Consider the following 22,378-nt stretch of genomic DNA (forward strand, 5'->3'; position numbering starts at 1 on the left):
TCAGTGTAGAGAACTTATGGAAAGAATTGTGATTACGGGCATGGGGATCGTTTCCCCTTTAGGCTGTGGCGTTGAGCTGGTCTGGCAGCGTTTGTTGAACGGCCAATCGGGAATCAAAAAGCTATCGGCCGACATCGCTGACAGCCTGAGCACTAAAATTGCAGGCCTGGTGCCAACCAAAGCAGAGGATGCTAATGGCGGCTTTGCCCCTGAAGAGGTGATTGCGTTTAAAGAACTTAAGAAAATGGATCGCTTTATCCAATTTGCCATCGTTGCGGCCGAAGAGGCAATCAAGCAAGCCAGATGGACGCCGCAGACAGATAAAGAGCAAGCAAGAACGGCCACCGTTATTGCCTCCGGGATCGGCGGCTTTCCTGCCATTGCGCAAGCGGTGCGCACCACTGACAACAAAGGCGTTGCCAGGTTATCGCCTTTTACCGTGCCATCGTTTCTGGTCAATCTGGCCGCAGGCCACGTCTCGATTCGTCATGGTTTTAAAGGGCCGATAGGTGCGCCTGTGACCGCGTGTGCTGCAGGCGTTCAGGCCATTGGCGATGCAGCGAGGCTTATCCGCTCAGGTGAAGCCGATATTGCTCTCTGTGGTGGTGCAGAAGCGTGTATTGACTTAGTCAGCCTGGGTGGCTTTGCCGCAGCAAAAGCATTGTCATCGGCCTTTAATGAGACGCCAGCACAAGCATCACGCCCTTTTGATAGCCAACGGGATGGCTTTGTCATGGGAGAAGGTGCGGGCATGTTAGTGATAGAAAAGCTCAGCCACGCCATGGCACGAGGGGCCACACCCATCGCCGAGCTCGTAGGCTATGGCACCTCTTCAGACGCCTACCATATTACGGCTGGGCCTGAAGATGGCGATGGTGCAAAACGCGCCATGCAAGCAGCCATTGCCATGGCTAATATCGAACCAGACGATATTCAGCACCTCAATGCACATGCCACCTCTACGCCGGTTGGCGATGCTGGCGAACTGCGGGCGATTAAAGCCGTATTTGGCGAGCAAAGCCCTGTTGCGATTACCTCAACCAAGTCATCTACCGGACATTTGTTAGGTGCCGCTGGCGGGATTGAAGCAATTTTCACCGCGCTGTCAGTCAGGGATCAGATAGCGCCTTACAATTTGAATCTGGCTAATCCAGATACGCAAGCAGTTGGCCTTAACTTTGTGCAGTTCAAATCGCAGCCTTTGGCGATTCAATACGCCATTAGCAACGGCTTTGGATTTGGCGGCGTCAATGCCAGCATTGTGTTGAAACGCTTTGGGTAAGTAACCAGCCGAGCCAGGGGATACCCTCCCCTGGCCACGTGATGACACTTTAATTCAGAAACTGATATACCTTAGCGACAAAGTCTGCCGGATATTGAAACAAAGAACCATGTGCAGAATCTGGGTATAGCACCAATTGTGCATTTGGCAGATGCTTGTACAAAGTAATCGAGTTATCCGTGATCAACATCTCATCTTGAGAACCTTGCACAATGAGCACTGGCTGCTTAATTGCCTTAAGCAAACTGAATTCGACATCAGGGGTATTCGCCCAGGTAATCAACGCCTTGGCATGTGAATTCATATCGTCTTTCGAGATTTCAGGATCACGGTCTTTGCGCACACTGGATCGTGCAAGAAATGCTTTACCCGCTTGCTGGCTATAGGCCGTTTGCGTGAAGAATAAATATAACCTTGGGTCCGGCAGGTTCTGCGAGAACGCTTCGCCCAGCACCTTCATCAAATGCTCACCACCGCCCTTGTTAGATGTACCCACCAGGACCACTTTGCGGATATTATCTGGATGCGCGGCGGCCAACTCTTGCGCAATAAATCCACCCATAGAAAATCCTAACAAATCGACCTGGCGATAACCCAAGGCAGCAATAAACGCATACGCATCTGTGGTCATTTGCGCAATATTGTCTGCCACCTTGCCAGAGCTGTGCCCCATGCCGGTATTGTTAAACACAATGACTTGATGCGTTTTGGCCAACCCATCTACCACGGCAGGATCCCAGTAATCCATGGTGCCGGTGAAGTGCTGCAACAAGACGATGGGCGTACCGCTTTTATTGCCAATACTACGATATGAAAATTGAATGCCATTGGCTTCGACTGTCTGGTTAGGCGCTGTAGCCAGCCCTGCATTAGCGCTACCAGCACTCGCTTCGACCATACCCAAGCTCAAGAGTGAATGAAAAATAAAGACTTTGCCGAGCAGTGATTTCAGTCTGTTCATGTTGTGTTTTCCTTAAAAATTAAATTATTTACCGATTGGTACAAATAATTTAAAGCAGGACTATTGCTATTGTCAATATATTTTTGTACCATTTGGTATATATTAAATTGAGGGAAATTTTCATGAGTAACATTTCTCCTAAAAGACCTCGAGGCAGGCCAAGAAGCTTTGATAAAGACCAGGCACTGAGCATTGCGCTTGATCTATTCAGAAAGAAAGGCTTCGACAACACGTCACTGGATGACCTGACCACCGCACTCAATGTGAACAAGCCCAGCCTGTATGCGGCCTTTGGTAATAAAGAACAACTTTTTTTAGAGGTGTTGCATGCTTATACCTCAGGGCCAACCGCCTATTTTCATGCGGTGTTTGAAGAGCCCACCACGCAATCATTGGTCAGGATGTTATTAGTGAAATCCATCGAGCTCCTGTTTTATAACGAATCGCCTGCCGGTTGTCTGGTGGTGATGAGCACGGCCAGTGAGGCATTACAAAAAGTAGGTATCCAGCAAAAACTGGTGGCCGGGCTACAACAGCATCAGCAAAAACTCATCGCGCGCTTTGAGCAAGCCAAAGCAGACGGCGAGCTTAAAGCAACTGTCGATAGCCAACGCCTGGCGCTCTATGTCGTCACCTTACATAAAGGCTTATCGCTGCAAGCGATCAATGGCTCGAGCAAAGAGGACATGCTGCAACTGGTCGAACAAGTCATTGATTTATGGCCATCCACACGATGAATAACATGCACCCACTTGAACATCACCTAGCAATACGTCGTGTAAGCCCATGGCTGGTCTTTCATATCGCGAGCCTAGCGACATTTTTGGTGTCCATAGACACTACCGTGTTATATGTCGCTTTTCACAGTATTGCCAAAAGCTTTCCTGAAGCTAACCCGGCCAGCATCGCCTGGGTGATGAATGCCTATACCATCGTTTACGCCACCTGCCTGATCCCGGCAGGCGGCCTGGCGGACAGGTATGGCCGTAAACGTATCTTTATGATGGGTGTCGCGCTGTTTATTCTGGCTTCCGTCTTATGTGGATTGTCACCCAATATCCATACCCTGATTGCAGCCAGGGTCATTCAGGCCATAGGGGCGTCCTTTTTAGGCCCAGCGGCACTCTCGCTGATTTTAGAGGCATTCAGTAAAGACAAGCGCGCCATCGTCGTCGGTGGATGGGGCGCCATTGGCGCATTAGCTGCCGCATTGGGTCCAGCACTTGGTGCCTGGATTATCGACGCCTGGGGCTGGCAATGGGCATTTTATATCAATGCCCCACTGGGGATTTATTGCCTGTTCATGGGCATCAAAACACTCAACGAATCCAGCAATCCTGCCAGCCGCCTGCGATTTGACCTGATGGGCATGTTGCTGATTATTGCAGCGATTGCTGCCATCACCAGCAGCCTCATTGAATATAAACACTATTTAAACCAACCACATATTCCACTGCTAATGGGCGGCTCAGGCCTGGGCTTGCTGCTGCTATTTGTGTACTGGTGCAAAAATACAAGCAATCCGCTGGTTGATCTCAAGCTATTCCAAAACCGCACCTACCGCGCAGTGAATATTGCTGCCTTGTTCTTTTCAACGGCCTTTGCCACCATGTTTTTTTCGTTCTTTTTTCTGATGACAAAAATTTGGGGCTACAGCTTGCCGCAAGCTGGCCTGGCCATGATGGTCGGCCCTGCAACGGTCGTTCCCACCGCGCTGATGGGTGGCAGAATTGCCTCTCGTTATGGGCACAAGATGGTGCTGGTTGCAGGCTGCCTGATTTTTTCTATCAGCTCAATCTGGTATTTAAGTGAAATCACCGCGATCCCGGATTACCTGTGGGCCTGCCTGCCAGGACAACTCATCTCAGGCATCGGCGTCGGGCTGGTGATGCCTTCACTCTCAGGCGCCGCAGTACATGACTTACCACAAAAAGACTATGCGATTGGCAGTGCCATTAATCAGGCTATCCGCCAGATTGGCACCGTACTAGGTGTTGCCATTACCGTCTCTATTCTGGTTAAATCTGCTGTGAATTTAGATGACTTTCATCTCTTATACACGATTCAATTTTTACTGGTCATGACTTCGGCGATCTTTGTCAGCTACGTGAATACCAGGCAATCGTAAAAGCACACATCGACAGGAGTCATTCATGATAGAAAAACAAGCCATTTTAGACGCATTTAACTTTCGCCATGCCTGCAAAGAGTTTGATGCCAGCAAGCATATTCCTGCCGAAGAATTTGAATTTATTCTGGAAGCCGCCCGCCTCTCGCCAAGCTCATTCGGCTTCGAGCCCTGGCACTTTATTGTGGTGCAAGACAAGGCGCTACGCGAAAGCCTCAAGCAGCATGCCTGGGGTGCACCACTCAAGCTGGATACAGCCAGTCACTTTGTACTTTGCCTAGCCATGAAATCACCATTTTTAGATCCCAAAGGCCCTTATTTGCCACAGTTTATGCGTGAGGTACAACATCACCCGCAAGAAGTGGCCGATATGCGCCTGGGCTTTTACACGCAGTTCCAGCAATCTGATTTTGACCTCAGTGACGAACGAAAACTGTTCGACTGGGCCAGCAAACAATGCTACATCCCACTGGCCAATATGATGACAGTCGCCGCCATGCGTGGCATCGATAGCTGCCCGATTGAAGGCTTTAAACAAAAAGAAACTGATGCCCTGCTGGCTGAACAATTTGGCGTCAACCTGCAAGAATATGGCCTGGCGTATATGGTCGCCTTTGGCTATCGCAAACACGAGCCAAGGGCGAAAACGCGTAGAGCGTTGCCGCAGTTGGTGACCTGGAAGTGAGTTCGCACTGAGTGCGCTTATATGTCTACTACAGAACACCACATTTAAACAGCTCAAGCATTGGCCTTAAAGAGCTATTTAAATCACTTGCCTAGCTTTGATACAGTCTGGTTACAAACTAAACTCAGTGGGGTGATGAATGAAATCTGTATTATCAAAGGTATTCGCTTGCAGTGCACTTATGTTGGCAAGTATGGCCGCCAACGCCACTATAGATGATGCAACCGAAGTACGTCTGATTGCACATGCAAACCCCAACCTGTCAGCGATTGTAGCCGCTGCCGATGATGATCAAGCTGACAGCTCAGAAGCAGAAACCATGCTCGCCTAAAAATGATGTTTGATACGCTACCAAAATAAAAAAGCCGGTTAACGGCCTTTTTATTTTTCACACCTTGTTACCTACAACAGCAAGGTTGCCGGTTCTCATTCCCCACAGAACCTTTGTGATTGTTTGAAAACTGACTGATTACTCTGCCTCGTTCTTAAAGTGTCTACGCACATACCAGGCTAAAAATGCTACGCCCAGCGCGGCGATCACATAATGCGACTCATGAAAGTAGACTTTTAAATCCTCCCAATGCTCGCCTGCCTTCATGCCCACATAGCCCAGCACAAAGCACCAAATCAACGACCCCACAAAGGTATATGCCACAAAGCGCGTCATGTTCATGCGCGCCACACCGGCAGGGAATGCAATAAACGTACGCACGGCCGGTAATAAGCGGGCAATAAAAATAATAATTTCACCATGCTGCGCAAACCAGCGGTCTGCCATATCAAGGTCTTTTTTGCTGATCAACACATATTTGCCAAATTTCTCTACCAATGGGCGACCACCGTACATGCCCAGATAATACGCCGGAATCGAGCCCACTACACAACCAATCGCCCCCGCCAGCGCAATGCCCCATAAGGTCATTTCGCCTTTAGTCACCAAAAACCCGGCAAACGGCATGATGATTTCAGAAGGTAAAGGGATACAGGCAGACTCAATCGCCATCAACAACACAATGCCGCCGTAGCCCATGGTGGAGATGACAGTAATGATCCAGGTTGCCACTGCGGCTAATAATTTTTCCAACATTTAAATTACGACTTTCTTTATTTTAAACAATCACTTTAATACAACTTGTTCATGCCCTAAAGAGCTATATATGAAAACATCCCAATTTCATAAAATTATCAAATTACACACTTGAACTTTGATTGCTTTCAATGTAGTGTCTCTTTACTTTAAATAACAATACTAACAACCATAATTATGAAATTACAATACAACAGCTTAGAAGAGTTAGATTTGGGAGCTTTGGATACCGCGATATCTAGTGCCTTTAACACACCAACCACCTTTTTAAATAATTTTGACCTCGACTCAATCACTCCGACCAGCGGCAACAACACCCGAGTAACCGGTTACGATAATAATGGCAATCAAATTGTCATTAGAGGCAATCACTTTGTAGATGATTCCCCGATAATCACAGTGACTTCTGTTGATTTTAGCAATTCAAGTACGGGATCTTTCAAAGTTGCCGGGAATGTATCGTTAAATTATTACACTGGATACTACACTGGATACTACTCATCTTTTACATATCAATCAAAAACAAATAATGAGTCAATTCAATATGTTGGAAGATTAAATGTTAGTAGTTATTCAGCAGATATAACCGGCGGCACATTAACGCAGATGTCCGTCGTCAATGACGATTTTTCCTACAGTGTAAAAGGCAATATTTCAGTTAATGCCGATGTAGATATTATTGGCGGCACAGTGTCAGATTTTTCTCTATCTGACGCAAATGGCAACTCATTATCGTTTAGTGGCATGTCTTTAAGTGCGTTAACATTTGATCAACTTTCTGATTTTCAATCTAACTCTGACCTAACAAATTTATTTAATTATATTAGCAGCAATCTCTCTGGGAATTTTTCAATTCAAGCGGGTAGCGGTGATCAAACACTCCTGGGTAATGAAGGTAACAATACACTTGATGGCGGCATTGGCAACGACACTCTTAATGGTGGTGATGGTTTAGATACACTCATAGGTGGTGCTGGAAATGACTCTCTCGATGGTGGCGCTGGCGTAGACAAGCTTATCGGTGGCAATGGCAATGACACCTACATCGTCGATCTGGTGCGTACAGGCACCGCTCCTGCCAACTACAAAGTCGCACTGCAAGACACTATCACTGAAACTGCTGTTGCAGACTCAGGCATTGATACTGTGCAACTACGTACCGCTTATACAGGCATGCTCAATGCATCCACAATCACATTAGGTGCTAACCTTGAGAACCTCGACGCCTCATTGACTGCTGACACTAACCTCAACCTGACAGGTAACGCACTTGCCAACACTCTCACGGGCAATGATGCTAACAACATCCTTGATGGCGGCGCTGGTGCAGATACACTCGTCGGTGGACTTGGTAACGACACTTACATCCTTGACCTCAAAGTCTCTGGCACTGGCGCATCTGCCAATGTAAGCACCTTTGACGATTCCATCGAAGAAACCAATGGCATCACCAACGGTAGCGATACAATCAAACTACGTGGTGCAGCTACGCTTACCTCAGCAACAGAACTGACCTTGGATGGTGACTGGATAGATATTGAGAATCTCGATGCTTCAGCCACAGGTAAAACCAAACTGAATCTCACAGGCAATATCCTGAACAACGTTCTGACTGGTAACGCCGCCGCCAACGTCTTAAAAGGTCTAGGGGGTGATGATACTTATGTCGTTAACAATATCGATGACTCCGTTGTCGAAGAAGCAAACGAAGGTACAGACCTCATACAAGCCAGTATCACCTACACGTTAGGTGATAATGTCGAGAATCTGGAACTGTTAGGTACCGCGGCTATCAACGGCACGGGTAATGATGATGCAAATATCATCACCGGCAATGCAGGTAATAATATCCTGGATGGTAAAGGTGGTATTGACACCCTGCGTGGTGGCAAGGGTAACGATACTTACATAGTAAACGATGAATTGGATGTGGTCACAGAGTTAGCTAATGAGGGCATCGACCTCGTTAAGGCCAGCTCCAACTTTACGCTCTCCGATAACGTTGAGAACCTGACGCTTACAGACGGCTCTGCTAACGGCGGCACTAACCCCCTTGAAGGTACCGGCAATGCACTCGCAAACACCATTACTGGCAATGCAGGCGATAACATCCTTGACGGTGGCGCTGGCGTAGACAAGCTCATCGGTGGCAATGGCGACGATACTTACATCGTCGACCTCGTACGTACTGGTACTGCTCCTGCTAACTACAAAGTCGCTCTGCAAGATACCATCACTGAAACCGCTGTTGCAGACTCAGGCATTGATACTGTGCAACTACGTACCGTTTATACAGGTATGCTCAATGCATCCACAATCACATTAGGCGCTAACCTCGAGAACCTCGATGCTTCATTGACTGCTGACACTAACCTCAACCTGACAGGTAACGCACTTGCCAATACTCTCATTGGCAATGATGCTAACAACATCCTTGATGGCGGCGCTGGAACAGACACACTCGTCGGTGGGCTTGGTAACGACACTTACATCCTTAACCTCAAAGTCTCTGGCACTGGCAGTTCTGCCAATGTAAGCACCTTTGACGATTCCATCACCGAAACCAATGGCAGCAACAATGGTAGCGATACAATCAAACTACGTGGTGCAGCTACGCTTACCTCAGCAACAGAACTGACCTTAGATGGTGACTGGATAGATATTGAAAATCTCGATGCTTCAGCCACAGGTAAAACCAAACTGAATCTCACAGGCAATATCCTGAACAACGTTCTGACTGGTAACGCCGCCGCCAATGTCCTCACCGGCGGCGAAGGCGATGATACTTATGTCGTTAATAACATTGACGACTCTGTGATTGAGCAAGATGATCAGGGTACTGATTTAGTTCAGGCCAGCGTCACTTTCACGCTTTCAGACTATGTCGAAAACCTGACATTAACTGGCACGGCTGCAATCAATGGCACTGGCAATGGTTTAGATAACGTCATCACAGGTAATGCTGGCAACAACATTCTGGATGGCGGTGCCGGTGCTGACAGCATGGAGGGTGGCAAAGGCAACGATACCTATATTGTCGATGAAGAAGATGATGAAGTGATTGAAGCTGTAGACGGGGGTACTGACCTCGTTAAAGCCAGTGTCGATTATGAACTCACTGACTTTGTCGAAAACCTGACGCTTACCGGCAGTGTTGATATCAATGGCACTGGCAATGCGCTGGCAAATACCATCACTGGCAATGCAGGCGATAACATCCTCGATGGTGGCGCTGGCGTAGACAAGCTCATCGGTGGCAATGGCGACGATATTTACATCGTCGATCTGGTGCGTACCGGTACTGCTCCTGCTAACTACAAAGTCGCTCTGCAAGATACCATCACTGAAACTGCTGTTGCAGGCTCAGGTATAGATACTGTGATCTTACGTGGAGGTTCTACTGATCCAACTACCTTTACCACCCTCACCCTGGGTGCCAACCTTGAGAACCTGGATGCTTCCGATACGGGTTCAACCAAACTCAACCTCACAGGCAATGCGCTCGCTAATACCCTCACTGGCAACGATGAAGACAACATCCTTGATGGCGGCGCAGGCGTGGACATCTTGCGTGGCGGCGAAGGGGATGATACTTACATCCTAGACCTCAAAGCCACAGCCGGAATTCTTTCGATTGAAGATACAGTAGTCGAGCTTAATAGCACAACCGATGGCAGTGATACTATCAAACTGCGTGGTGCTGTCACACTCACCGAGGCCACAACCCTATCACTGGATGGCTCCACCGCTATTACGTGGTCTCATGTTGAGAACATAGATGCATCGGCAACTGGCGCAACCAAACTCAATCTGACAGGCAGCGAAACTAGTAACTCCCTGATTGGCAATGCTGCCGCTAACATTATTGATGGTGGCATGGGCAATGACACGCTGGATGGTGGCGCGGGTAACGATACGCTGATTGGTGGGTTGGGCAATGACACCTTAAAAGGCGGCCTGGGTGCAGATATATTCAAATGGACCGCAAGCGACTTAGCTACGCCTGGCGATGTATCAGGCAACACGGATACCATTACTGACTTTTCTATTGCGCAAAAAGATAAGCTGGACTTGAGAGATCTGCTGATAGACAACACACACATCGAAAACTATATCGACATTGTCTTTGAAAGCGGTTCAACGCATATTCGTATTAGCTCAACAGGAGAATTCGCCAACGGCACTTATGACGACGCTAAAGAAGATGCACATATTGTTCTATCTAACCTTAACCTGTTTACCGCGACAAAAACGGCAGCAGGCAATGAAGCGCAACTGATTGGCTATCTAACTCAGAACAATCACCTGCTAATCGACTAGTGCCGAATCAACCTGACTGAGCCTTTGTAATACGAGGGGATGCCTAAAAAACAGGCACTCTCTCGTATTTTAGTTATAAACCGACTGTTGAGCTGAAATGACCGCCCCAACGCCAGATACCACCAGTGAAATTTCAATCTTTGACGCTAGTTCAAGCTCAAGCAACTCTTACGTTAACGTTTTACTGCTGGGCAATAAATGGGGCGGGCCTGTTGGCAGCTCTGCCACTGTTTACTACAGTTTTCCGACCTCTAGAAGTAACGAATACTGGTCTCAAGACTTTATTAATGGTTATGGCGTTCTTGACCCCATGTCAGAAGCCACACCTGACTATGTATCGCTCACGCCACTCACCAGCAGTCAACAAAGCGGCATGTCGCTAGCTTTAAATGCTTGGGCCAGTGTGGCCAACCTTAATTTTATCCAGGTCAATGAAACACCTAGTGCAGTCGGCGATATCCGATTTGGCTTCACCAGCGATGGCTCTATGTCACCAGAGATTTATGCTTATGCTTATAGTGTTGACCAATCCTTGTATGAGTATAGTGACCTTTTCCCTTACACCAGGGGCGGCGATATCTGGTTTAACAAAAATCAGCCCGACCAAACCGGTAATAACTTTTCAACCGGTGCAATGGGATACTTTGTTGGCTTGCATGAGATTGGGCATGCGTTAGGGCTAGACCATTCGTTTTCTGAAGAAGAAGGCGATTTGGGCTTACCAACAGATATTGAATATGTTCAATATACCGTCATGAGTTACTCAGATCTGCCTGGCTCTCATTTTGATGGATTTAATGAGTACTATCCAACAACACCGATGCTATATGACATTTTGGCCATCCAGCATATATACGGAGCTAATAACAGCTACAACGCCAATGACAACGTATATGTATTCTCTTCTTCGCAGCGTTATTACCAAACGATTTGGGATGCTGGCGGTAATGACACTATTAAATACGCCTCTGCAAATGGCGGAGTCATCAATCTTGAAGCCGGCTCTTTCAGCCAATTGGGTAAATCTTTTAAAGTAGGCTTTAATAATGACACCGTGCAACAAGACAATATTGCGATTGCATTTAACGTTGTAATCGAGAACGCTATTGGTGGTAGCGGTAACGATAAAATAACCGGCAATAGTGCGAGCAATATCTTAGACGGCGGCGCGGGTGCTGACGTGATAATCGGTGGTGAGGGGAATGATACTTACATCGTCGACAACGTTGCAGATTCCATCATTGAAGCACTGAACGAAGGCACAGATCTTATCAAAGCCAGCGTCAGCTTTAGGCTGTCAGACAATGTAGAGAACCTGACGCTGACTGGCACTGCTGCGATCAATGGTACCGGTAATACTTTAGATAACATCATCACAGGTAACGCTGGTAACAATACGCTGAACGGCAATGGCGGCATTGATACCCTGAGTGGTGATAAAGGAAACGACACGTATATTGTCGAAGATGAAGATGTGACTGTTATTGAACGAGCGAATGAAGGCATTGACCTCGTTAGAGCAAGTATCACTTACACACTTGATGCGACTAATGTTGCCAATGTAGAAAACCTGACACTTACCGGAACGAATGTTATCAATGGCAGCGGTAATGCACTCGCAAACACCATCACAGGTAATGCAGGCAATAACATCCTTGACGGTGGTGCTGGTGTAGACAAGCTTATCGGTGGCAATGGCGATGACACTTACATCGTCGACCTCGTGCAGACAGGCCCGACTGCTGCTAACTACAAAGTCGCTCTGCAAGATACCATCACGGAGACTTCTGTTGCAGGTTCTGGTGTGGATACCCTTGAACTCAGATTGCTTAATGGTATTAGCTACACGATGGATAACGCATCGACTATCACTCTTGGTGCAAACCTTGAGAACCTGGATGCATCTAACACAGGCACGACCAAACTCAACCTAACAGGTAACGCACTCGCCAACACTCTCATTGGCAATGATGCAGACAACATTGTTGATGGTGGTGCTGGTGCAGACACTCTGCGTGGTGGCGACGGTAATGATACCTACATCCTTGACCTCAAGATTTCAGCGGGCAGCATCAACTTTGATGACACCGTGACTGAATATAGCGGTACATCGCAAGGGATCGACACCATCAAACTGCGCGGTAGCGCAACCCTATCATCAACCATTGATGTGTCTCTTAACCGTTGGACTAATATTGAAAACATTGATGCTTCAGCTACGGGTATTACCAAACTCACTCTCAAGGGCAACGATGAGGACAATACCCTCATAGGCAATAACGCAGCCAATATACTGGAAGGTGGATTGGGGAACGACACCCTGAATGGTGGTACTGGCGCAGACAGAATGATAGGCGGCAAGGGTTGGGATACTTACTATGTAGATAACATTGCTGATGTCATTATCGAACAGGTGAATACCGATACTTTTTTAGCCGACGAAGGCGTCGATACTATCCTATCCTCTATTAACCTCTCTCTCGCGAATTATGCCAATGTTGAATATCTCACGCTGCTGGGTACAGCAAATTTAAATGCAACCGGCAACACTGGCAGTAACTTGTTGATAGGAAACTCCGGCAACAATATTTTAGATGGCGGCGGCAATCGGGACGATATGCAAGGTGGTGCTGGCAATGATACTTACATTGTTGATGATAGTAACGACCAGGCGATTGAAACCATTGCAGGGGCAGCCGGCGGTATTGATATCGTCTTATCATCAGTAAGTTTTGCGCTGAATTACAATGTCGAGAACCTCACGTTAACAGGTACTGAAAATATTGATGGCTATGGTAACGAGTTAAACAATACTATTAGAGGCAATACAGGTAATAACCGACTAAGTGGCGGCGGAGATGGCTCCGATACACTGATTGGCGGTGCTGGTAATGACATCTATGAGGTGACTTACTTATTTGCGAGTACAGCCAAACCAGTGACGCAAGATTCCGTGATAGAGAGCCTAAATGCTGGCATAGATAGCATTATCCTCTCTGCCGCAGGCAATAATGGGCTCATGAACAAATACCTGATGCCAGTGAATGTAGAAAATTTAAATGCCAATAACACATATGCCGTATTTTCTCACCTAATTGGTAATAACTTAGCCAATTACATCATTGGCAATGACTACTCGCATATATTTGATGGCGGTGCAGGCGTAGACACATTAGTGGGGGGAGACCTCAGTGATACATACATTGTAGACCTTGTCGCCAATTTAAATGCCGGAGTCACTACAGCGGCCTTGCAAGATAGCATTATTGAGGATGTATCAGGTACAGGCAGTGACACCATTCAACTCAGAGGCAATATTGCGCTCGCCACTGCGTCCACACTGACGCTTAATAATGGCTTGGCCAACATAGAGAATTTGGATGCCAGCCTGACAGCAACCAGCAAGCTTAACCTCACTGGCAACGACGCGAATAACACGCTCACAGGCAATGCCGCAGCCAATAGGTTAACAGGTGGACTTGGTGACGATATTCTAGATGGCAAGGCAGGTGCCGATACACTTGATGGTGGCGATGGCGACGATATTTATTTTGTAGATAATATTGCTGACATCATCATTGAACTGGCCAATCAAGGTGAAGACACTATTAACACCAGCATTTCGTTTGATCTGAGCATCAAAGGCGAGCATGTAGAGCAGTTAAACCTACTCGGCACCGCAGCAATCAATGCGACGGGCAACGCTCTGGACAATCTCATCACTGGCAATAGTGCAGCGAATGTGATCAATGGTAACGCTGGTGAAGACACCCTGATTGGCGGTGCAGGCAAAGATACGCTGAACGGTGGCGCCGATGATGACATTTTGATTGGTGGCAGCGGCAATGACATTTTAACGGGTGGAACAGGTGCAGATACTTTTACCTGGAACCTTTCAGATAAAGGTGCGAACAAAGCGCCTAGCATAGACAAGATCACAGACTTTAATTCAACCGAGGATAAATTAGACTTGAGGGATTTACTGGTTGGTGAATCGAGTGGCACTATTCAAAACTATTTGGATATCACAACCAGCACGGTTGCGGGCGTGACAAATACCGAAATCAGAATCAGTAACCACGGCGGGTTTGTGAGTGGTAACTATGTTGCATCAGCAGAAAATCAACACATTACCTTAACTGGTGTGAACCTGCTTAATGGGACAAATGAGGCAAGCTTACTGAACAATTTAATCAGCCAAAACAAACTGATGATTGATGTCTAAGCCCATTCACTCTTCATTAAAAAAGGCCAATACTCTCGTATTGGCCTTTTTCGTTCACATTAAGTAAACTCTTTTAATAACGTTTTCACTAACTCTACCCGATGGTTGAGATTACCCAACTGCACGCTTACCCGCAACTTATCCGGCCCATTCATGCGGCAGCGTTTGTCGCGTTGTAACAGGCTGATCAGTTTCATCGGGTCGAGGTCAGCCTTGACATTAAACTGTAGTTGAATCGCGGCGTCTGAGGCATCAATCTTGATAATGCCCAGTGGCTTGGCAGCAATGCGCAGGCGATGGCAGGCGACAAGTGCTTCGCCGGGTTCAGGTAACAAGCCAAAGCGGTCTATCAGCTCTTCTTGCATGGCGTCGAGTGCATCGTCGTCTTCACAGTTGGCCAGGCGCTTGTAAATGACCAGGCGCTCGTGCACATCCGGGCAATAGTTGTTTGGCAATAAGGCAGGCGTATGCAGATTAATTTCTGTCGTCACACCTAACGGTGCATCCAGGTCTGGTTCTTTGCCTGCTTTGAGTTGTTTGACGGCATGGTTGAGCATATCGGAATACAGGTTAAAGCCGATTTCCTGCATTTCGCCGCTCTGGCTGTCGCCCAGCAACTCACCGGCGCCGCGAATTTCAAGGTCATGCATGGCCAGGTGAAAACCGGCCCCTAAATCTTCCAGCAGTTGAATCGCATCCAGACGTTTTTGCGCCTGCGGCGTGATGTTGCGGTCGGGGTCGGTCAGCAAATAGGTATAGGCCTGATGATGGCTGCGGCCGACGCGGCCACGCAACTGGTGTAATTGCGCCAGGCCAAACATATCGGCTTTGTTAATAATCATAGTGTTAGCGGTGGGCACGTCAATACCGGTTTCGACAATGGTCGTGCATAGCAACAAATTGGCACGTTGCTGGTAAAAGTCGCGCATGACGTGCTCCAGCTCGCGCTCACGCAACTGGCCATGGCCGATCGCAATGCGCGCTTCTGGTACGATTTTCTCCAGCTTTTCTTTCATCACATAAATGGTATCGACCTCGTTATGCAAGAAGTAAACTTGCCCGCCACGCTTAAATTCGCGCATCACCGCTTCGCGGATGATGCCGTCAGAATAAGGCGTATGGAAGGTTTTAATCGCCAACCGCTTTTGTGGTGGCGTTGAAATGACCGAGAACTCACGCAGGCCTTCCATCGCCATACTCAATGTGCGTGGAATCGGCGTCGCGGTCAGCGTGAGTACATCAACCTCGGCGCGTAACGCTTTCATTTGCTCTTTTTGACGCACGCCAAAACGATGCTCTTCGTCCAAAATTGCCAGACCCAGGTTTTTAAACTGCACGTCTTTCTGGATCAACCTGTGCGTACCAATGACGATATCAATGCTGCCATCTGCCAAGCCTTTAAGGGCCTCGGCCTGCTCTTTGGCCGTTCTAAAACGCGAAATTTCAGCGATTTTAATCGGCCATTCGGCAAAACGGTCACAGAAGTTCTGATAATGCTGCTCGGCCAGCAAGGTGGTTGGCACCAGCACGGCCACCTGGCGGCCTCCCATCACGGCCACAAAAGCCGCGCGCAACGCCACCTCAGTTTTGCCAAAGCCAACATCACCACAGACCAATCTATCCATCGGGCGGCCAGATTGCATGTCTTTGATCACATTTTCAATCGCTTCAAGCTGATCTGGCGTTTCTTCAAACGGGAAACCTTCGCAGAAGGCTTCGTAGTCATGCAAGCTCAAAGTAAACGCATGACCACGACGCGAGGCGCGCTGGGCGTACAAATTCAGTAACTCTGCTGCCGTATCACGGATCTGCTTGAGTGCTTTTTTCTTGGCTTTATCCCACTGCCCACTGCCCAGGCGATGCAATGGCGCACTCTCAGGCGGCCCGCCAGAGTAACGTGAAATCAGGAATAACTGCGACACCGGCACATACAGCTTGTCATCGCCATAATACTCAATCAATAACAGCTCGGTTTCACCCTCACCAAAATCAATATTGACCAAGCCCTTGTAGCGCCCTACCCCGTGCTGCTCATGTACCACCGGGTCGTCCAGCCGCAGTTCGGATAAATCCTTAAGCATGCCCTCGGCATTGCGGGCTTTTTCCTGGTTACGGCGCCGTTGCTGCCGCACAGTGCTGGCATATAACTCGGCTTCGGTAATCACTGCCAGTTGCTCACCATCTAGCATGCCTTGATGCAGTGGCGCCACACCCAGCATGACCGGGAAGTTAGACTGCGCAAACCCGGCCCAGTCTTCTGCCAGTGAAAAGGTCAGGCCATGTTCGCTAAATAATTGGGCAATGGTTTCACGGCGGCCCAAGCTCTCGGCGGCGATGAGTACACGACCAGCAAACTGGCTGATAAAGCCCTGCAGTTTATGTAAGGGTTGCTCTGCGCGGCGGTCCACATCAACCGCCGGAAACGTTTTGTTAAGCGCCAGCTGCTGATTCACCAAAGCAAATGCATGCGTTTGCTTGAAAAATTCGTCGACTTTTTGCAACAGGCTTTCGGGTCGCAAAATGGGCTTTTCGGCGTCATACGCCATCAACTTGTAGCGACTATTGGCATCGGCCCAAAAGGTCTGCGCAGCTTTATCCAGGTCACCATGCAGGCAGAGCACGGTTTGCGCGGGCAAGTAGTCAAACAGCGTGGCCGTTTGTTCAAAAAACAAGGGTAAATACCACTCTACGCCGCCACTGGGAGTGCCTTTGCTCACATCTTTGTAAATTTTTGCGCGTTGCGGATCGCCCTCAAAATACTCGCGAAACTGGCTGCGAAAGCGCGTGATCGCCGCTTCATCCATCGGAAACTCGCGCGCGGGCAGCATGCGGATTTCCGGCACCGGATACACGCTGCGCTGGGTATCAATATCAAACGTGCGTATGGTTTCGATCTCGTCATCAAACAAGTCGATACGGTAAGGGAACGCACTGCCCATGGGATATAAATCGACCAGACCACCACGCACACTGAACTCACCCGGCCCCATGACCTGGCTCACATGGTGGTAGCCTGCCTGCGCGCACTGGTTGCGCAAAGCATCGACATCAAGCTTCTGGCCTTTTTTAAGCATAAAGGTATGCGCGGCCAGATAAGCAATAGGCGGCAACCTGAGCAAAGCAGTCGCCATCGGCACAATCACTACATTGCTCTGGTTCTGGCTCAGCTGATACAAAGTTGCCAAACGCTCAGAGGTTAAATCGGGGTGCGGCGAGAACACATCGTAGGGCAGTGTTTCCCAGTCTGGCAGCAAATGTACTTGAATGGGCTCGCCCTTACTCTCTCGGCCAAAAAACGGGATTTCGTCCATCAATCGCTGTGCTTCAAACGCACTGGCGGTGAGAATTACCAAGGGGGTTTGTGTTGCTTTTAAACCACAGGCCAATTCAGCCAAGGCTCGGCTATCCAGGCCCTGACTATGAAAAGAAAAACGTTGCGGATGCCCAATGACGGGGAATGAAACTGCCATAAAAAGTTAGAATCTTATTGCTCAGGTTGGACGAGTATTTCTTGGCGAATCTGCCGAGTTTGCTATTATAACTGCAAGCGTCCACAGACTGTCATTGAATGACACGCGAGACGCCTGAGCGAACAGAATGCACGACAGGGTATTTCTATCAATGCAAGTTGCCACATCAATCTGACTCACTTGGCCAGACAAGGCGCGATTAAAAAATTTTGACGCCGCATATAGTTAATATGTAAGGATAAATTTTTTATGAGTAACACAGTATGGCAACGCACATTGCATTTAGATAAATGCCCTGAACCAGCACGGAGAAAAAACACATGAACGACAAACAAGCCGTCGCGCTGGAAGCCGCCAGCTACGTTAAAAACGACATGATCGTCGGCCTGGGCACAGGGTCTACAGCCAATTACTTTATTGAAGCACTGGCCGAGCGCCAGCGCACTGAAAGTTTACGCATCACCACTGTTGCCAGCTCCAATATCAGCATGATCAAGGCACAAAGCAGCGGCTTGACGGTGCTTAGCCTCTCACAACTGAGCCAGATCGACCTGTATGTAGATGGCGCCGACGAAATCACGCCAGACAACGCCCTGCTCAAAGGTCGCGGCTATGACCTGGTGATGGAAAAACTATTGGCGAAAGCCGCTAAACAATTTATTGTCGTCGCGGATAAAAGCAAACTGGTGAGCCGTATTGGTGAAAACTTTGCGATCCCGATTGAAGTCATACCCTTTGCCTGGCAAGCGGCCAAACGTAGCCTGGAGGCCATTGGTGGCGTAGGTGAGTTGCGCCAAAATGTCGCCAAAGATGGCTTGTCTATTAGCAGCCACGGTAGCCTGGTGCTGGATATGCGCTTTGATGCCAGCCTGGATGCAAATGCCTTGAATGCCTTAATTAACAACATCCCTGGCGTGGTTGAGCACGGCATTTTTGCCAAGTTGGCAAGCACCATCCTGATTGCAGACCAAGGCAAGATTGAGACGCGCGTTTAAGCGTTAACTCCCTGGTCTTATGCGTTTTTTTTCTGGCAAGTCAACGCACGCAGTATGGTTTAAGGCCATATTGGCCACGGTGTGTGCGACGTTACTGGCATGTAGTGACAATGGCAGCCAAAAGCATCTGGCGCAAGCCAAGGCCAAGCCTGATCCCTACACTATCCGCTTTGTCACTATCAACAGCCCCAGCACTTACTTTATAGATAGCCAAAACAATTATGCCGGGCTTGAGTATGACCTGGCCAAGCGCTTTGTCGAGTTTTTAGGGCCACCCTATAAACTCGAATTCATCGTTGTCGACAGCTTTGATAAAGTGTTCCCGACACTATTACGAGGCGATGCTGACATCGCCGCGGCTGATATTAGCATCACCCCCGCGCGTAAACGCCAGGTATTGTTTGGCCCGGCGTTTAACCAGGTGCAAGCCATGGTGGTGTATAACCGCGACAAAAACAATGAACCCAACAATGCCGAGGCCCTGTTTGAAAAACGCATCGTGCTGCCAAAAAGCACCAGTTTTGTCGAACGCATGCGTGAATTGCAGTCAAAATCGCCCACACTCACCTGGAAAGAAACCGACAAACTCAGCTCTGAACAGCTGATTGAAGCGGTGGCACGCAACGAGATAGACTTTACCGTCGCCGACAATCACCTGGTGGCCATCATGCAATACAACTATCCGCAACTGGATGCGGGCATGATGCTAGGCCAAGCCGACAAAATTGCCTGGGCGCTCAATAAATTACATGGTGAAGAACGGCTCGCACAAATGCAGGCTTTTTTCAAAAAAATAGAAAAAGACGGCACCTTACGTAATTTATTAGACCGTTATCACGGCCACACCAAGCGCTTAAAACCCGTGGATGTCACAGCCTTTTTAAGCAAGTCGCATACCCTGCTGCCTAAATATGTGCGGCTGTTTAAAAGCGCGCAAGAAATCACCGACATAGACTGGCGCCTGCTGGCAGCACTTAGCTATCAGGAATCACATTGGGACAACTACAGCACCTCACCGACCAATGTGCGCGGCCTGATGATGCTCACAGAACAAACCTCTAACATGATGAACGTCACCGATCGACTAGACCCCAAACAAAGCGTGATGGCGGGCGCCAAATTTTTGTTATGGATGAAAGACCGCATCCCCTCGCGCATCCCCGAACCAGACCGCACCTTTATGACCCTGGCCGCCTACAACAATGGCGTCGGCCACCTTGAAGACGCGCGCATCATCGCGCAAAAACTCGGCCTCAACCCCGATAGCTGGGCAGACGTAAAACGCGGCTATCAACTGCTGAATGACCCGGCTTATTATGTGAATGCCAGACATGGCTATTGTAGCTGTGGCGCACCCGTGATTTATACCGAGTTGGTACGCAGTTACTACCAGATCATGCAAAAATACTTCCCAACCTATGACCCTGGCGTAGACCCATACAAGATTGCAGAAACAAAAATGCCTTGGTTGTTAGCCAAGGCATCTTAAAACCAAATTTATTCTTACTCTGACCCCAATTCAATTCTTGAGCCCCCTGCAACAATATTGAGAGGTTTTTTGAACTCGATATTAACAGCAACAAACTTTCCTCCGTCAAAGAATTCGCCTATAGCTCTAAAAGCATCTTTAACTAAAAACATGACATCTTCTTTATTTGCTTTCAATGTCTCTGGCGTAAATATTTCATTAATTCTCCAGTGCATTGATGTACCTGATTCACCATATGTTCGGCCTAACGGATCTGCTGAAATTGAAATTAAATGCCCTTGCCAGTTCAATATATAATATTCAGTCTTGTCGGTTCCTTCGTAAGCCCCTCCAGCAGTTCCTGCAAGAATGATATAAGCATCGCGCTCTTTATCTACTGCCCACCTCCACAAAGTTGGTTTACTTCCATCAGCTTCAACTACCACATCAAATGGCAAGTTAACCTTCGCATCTTCCGGCATTTTTTCAGTGACGAACATTTTGATTCCTAACGTAAAATTGAACTATCAATCCTTATCGCGCTTTCTAAGTAGCTACTACATCAAACTCTTATGATCTACAAAACAACTCAGGCAGCCTAAGCAACAAGATTTTAAATCTATAAACCTTAAGTAAATATTGAATCAACTTCACCCAGTTGTACCACCGCATCGATCTGTAAACTGCTGGGGAGCTGATGTGTAATAAACACAATACTCACTTTACCTTTGAGCTTATTAATCGTCTGTACAAAATGCTCTGCGGTTTGTGGGTCAAGGTTGCTGACTGCTTCATCGAATATAAGAATATTAGGCTGCCCGCGTAGACCCATACAAGATTGCAGAAATAAAAATGCCTTGGTTGTTAGCCAAGGCATCTTAAAACCAAACTTGATCTTACGCTGACCCCAATTCATTACATTCTCATCAGGATTTAACTCCCATTTACCATTTATCAGTTGGGTCTATTCTTCTTTGTATTCTTCTATACGCAGGATTGCCGTTAAACTCTTTACTATTTTTTTCTTGTAGTGTGAGGTACTTAATCCCTTCAGGGCCATTAGATTTGATCAACATATTGACGTCATATATTTCTTCAGGAATATCTGCAAAAGGTATCCTTTCCCAATTGGAACCTTGCCAGACGAACCCAATAAACGGTGGTTTTGGTTTACCGTATTGTTTAAACTCTTGTTCTGTTGGAAATTCCCCCACAATATATAATTTTTTATTGTGAACATTCACGACGTTAGCCTTTAGATGCTCATTCCAAACAATAGGCTTATCACTAAACTCAGGTAAATTAATGGTCACCCAAGCCTCTCTGGCGATGCATGTAGCCCAGTTTCCGCCTGTGTAAGCTTCTGAACACTTTTTCTTCTGCGTGACTACTATCACACGCCCATCATTGAGTTTGACTTCTTCTTGCCACTCAACATAACTAGGACCACCCAACAAAGGCCTGCCTAGCATTGTGGAAATGCAGGCACTCAACAGTGATGCGCTAATAAATACAATCAAAATCTGCATGCATTTCTTGGCTACATTCGACTTCACTTAAACTCCTCTTCTTATCATTCATTCCCCATCACTGGGTTGGGGTGTGGGTGGTAACCAGCGTTTGCAAGATCAACTTGGTAATCCATCGTGTGGTTGTGGTTATTAATACACAGCTTTCATGCGGCGTACCGCAAGCGGGTACGCCCTACACAAAACAAACATGAATTAACACTTTGGCAATATTATCACCGTGCAATG

The 22,378-nt window shown here is 47.7% G+C and carries 15 protein-coding genes; 9 read left to right on the forward strand and 6 right to left on the reverse strand.

The window, feature by feature from the left end; all coding sequences use genetic code 11:
• The first annotated feature begins 16 nt into the window (after positions 1 to 16).
• Positions 17 to 1,282: a beta-ketoacyl-ACP synthase II gene (gene fabF / locus METH5_RS0100500; RefSeq protein ID WP_029146646.1), complete on the forward strand. Its 1,266-nt coding sequence runs from the start codon at positions 17 to 19 to the stop codon at positions 1,280 to 1,282.
• A 49-nt stretch (positions 1,283 to 1,331) separates the two neighbouring features.
• On the opposite strand, the gene METH5_RS0100505 is transcribed toward fabF, so the two are convergent.
• Positions 1,332 to 2,243 (reverse strand): alpha/beta fold hydrolase, encoded by a 912-nt coding sequence (locus METH5_RS0100505; RefSeq protein ID WP_029146647.1) that lies wholly within the window; start codon positions 2,241 to 2,243, stop codon positions 1,332 to 1,334.
• Between the two features lie 122 nt (positions 2,244 to 2,365).
• On the opposite strand from METH5_RS0100505, the gene METH5_RS0100510 reads away from it, so the two are divergent.
• From METH5_RS0100510 to METH5_RS15710, 4 genes are all read left to right on the forward strand, one after another.
• Positions 2,366 to 2,980 carry a TetR/AcrR family transcriptional regulator gene (locus METH5_RS0100510; RefSeq protein ID WP_029146648.1) on the forward strand — a complete coding sequence of 205 codons (615 nt, stop codon included), beginning with the start codon at positions 2,366 to 2,368 and terminating at the stop codon, positions 2,978 to 2,980.
• Entirely contained in the window at positions 2,977 to 4,371 is a 1,395-nt protein-coding gene (locus tag METH5_RS0100515; protein ID WP_157381492.1) for an MFS transporter, read from the forward strand. The genes METH5_RS0100510 and METH5_RS0100515 overlap by 4 nt, the downstream gene beginning before the upstream one ends.
• A 25-nt stretch (positions 4,372 to 4,396) precedes the next feature.
• Complete coding sequence (locus METH5_RS0100520) at positions 4,397 to 5,056, forward strand: NAD(P)H-dependent oxidoreductase (RefSeq protein WP_029146650.1); 660 nt, start codon at positions 4,397 to 4,399, stop codon at positions 5,054 to 5,056.
• A gap of 181 nt (positions 5,057 to 5,237) precedes the next feature.
• Positions 5,238 to 5,387 (forward strand): hypothetical protein, encoded by a 150-nt coding sequence (locus METH5_RS15710; RefSeq protein ID WP_198290665.1) that lies wholly within the window; start codon positions 5,238 to 5,240, stop codon positions 5,385 to 5,387.
• Between the two features lie 138 nt (positions 5,388 to 5,525).
• Here the strand turns inward: METH5_RS15710 and METH5_RS0100530 are convergent, their stop codons facing one another.
• The gene (locus METH5_RS0100530; protein WP_029146651.1) at positions 5,526 to 6,143 is read right to left on the reverse strand and encodes a DedA family protein; all 618 of its coding nucleotides are present in this window, start codon (positions 6,141 to 6,143) and stop codon (positions 5,526 to 5,528) included.
• A gap of 606 nt (positions 6,144 to 6,749) precedes the next feature.
• Here METH5_RS0100530 and METH5_RS14650 point away from each other — a divergent pair.
• Together METH5_RS14650 and METH5_RS15960 are read left to right on the forward strand one after the other, a co-directional pair.
• Entirely contained in the window at positions 6,750 to 10,463 is a 3,714-nt protein-coding gene (locus METH5_RS14650) for a calcium-binding protein (protein WP_051412792.1), read from the forward strand.
• A 97-nt stretch (positions 10,464 to 10,560) separates the two neighbouring features.
• On the forward strand, positions 10,561 to 14,688 hold the full coding sequence (locus METH5_RS15960) for a type I secretion C-terminal target domain-containing protein (protein WP_051412793.1): 4,128 nt from the start codon (positions 10,561 to 10,563) through the stop codon (positions 14,686 to 14,688).
• A 59-nt stretch (positions 14,689 to 14,747) separates the two neighbouring features.
• Here the strand turns inward: METH5_RS15960 and mfd are convergent, their stop codons facing one another.
• On the reverse strand, positions 14,748 to 18,158 hold the full coding sequence (mfd, locus tag METH5_RS0100545) for a transcription-repair coupling factor (protein ID WP_029146652.1): 3,411 nt from the start codon (positions 18,156 to 18,158) through the stop codon (positions 14,748 to 14,750).
• Between the two features lie 320 nt (positions 18,159 to 18,478).
• Here mfd and rpiA point away from each other — a divergent pair, with 320 nt between their 5' ends.
• Positions 18,479 to 19,153 carry a ribose-5-phosphate isomerase RpiA gene (rpiA, locus tag METH5_RS0100550; protein WP_029146653.1) on the forward strand — a complete coding sequence of 225 codons (675 nt, stop codon included), beginning with the start codon at positions 18,479 to 18,481 and terminating at the stop codon, positions 19,151 to 19,153.
• A 19-nt stretch (positions 19,154 to 19,172) separates the two neighbouring features.
• Positions 19,173 to 20,642 carry a membrane-bound lytic murein transglycosylase MltF gene (gene mltF / locus METH5_RS0100555; protein WP_029146654.1) on the forward strand — a complete coding sequence of 490 codons (1,470 nt, stop codon included), beginning with the start codon at positions 19,173 to 19,175 and terminating at the stop codon, positions 20,640 to 20,642.
• Positions 20,643 to 20,656: 14 nt separating this feature from the next.
• Here mltF and METH5_RS0100560 read toward each other — a convergent pair whose 3' ends face one another.
• The 3 genes from METH5_RS0100560 to METH5_RS0100570 form a co-directional block, all read right to left on the reverse strand.
• Positions 20,657 to 21,121, reverse strand: a complete 465-nt coding sequence (locus METH5_RS0100560; RefSeq protein WP_029146655.1) for a hypothetical protein — start codon at positions 21,119 to 21,121, stop codon at positions 20,657 to 20,659.
• Positions 21,122 to 21,249: 128 nt separating this feature from the next.
• Complete coding sequence (locus tag METH5_RS0100565; protein WP_029146656.1) at positions 21,250 to 21,537, reverse strand: hypothetical protein; 288 nt, start codon at positions 21,535 to 21,537, stop codon at positions 21,250 to 21,252.
• Positions 21,538 to 21,565: 28 nt separating this feature from the next.
• Entirely contained in the window at positions 21,566 to 22,150 is a 585-nt protein-coding gene (locus tag METH5_RS0100570; RefSeq protein WP_029146657.1) for a hypothetical protein, read from the reverse strand.
• Positions 22,151 to 22,378: the final 228 nt, after the last annotated feature.

The sequence above is a fragment of the Methylophilus sp. 5 genome (genome assembly GCF_000515275.1).
Lineage (GTDB): Bacteria > Pseudomonadota > Gammaproteobacteria > Burkholderiales > Methylophilaceae > Methylophilus.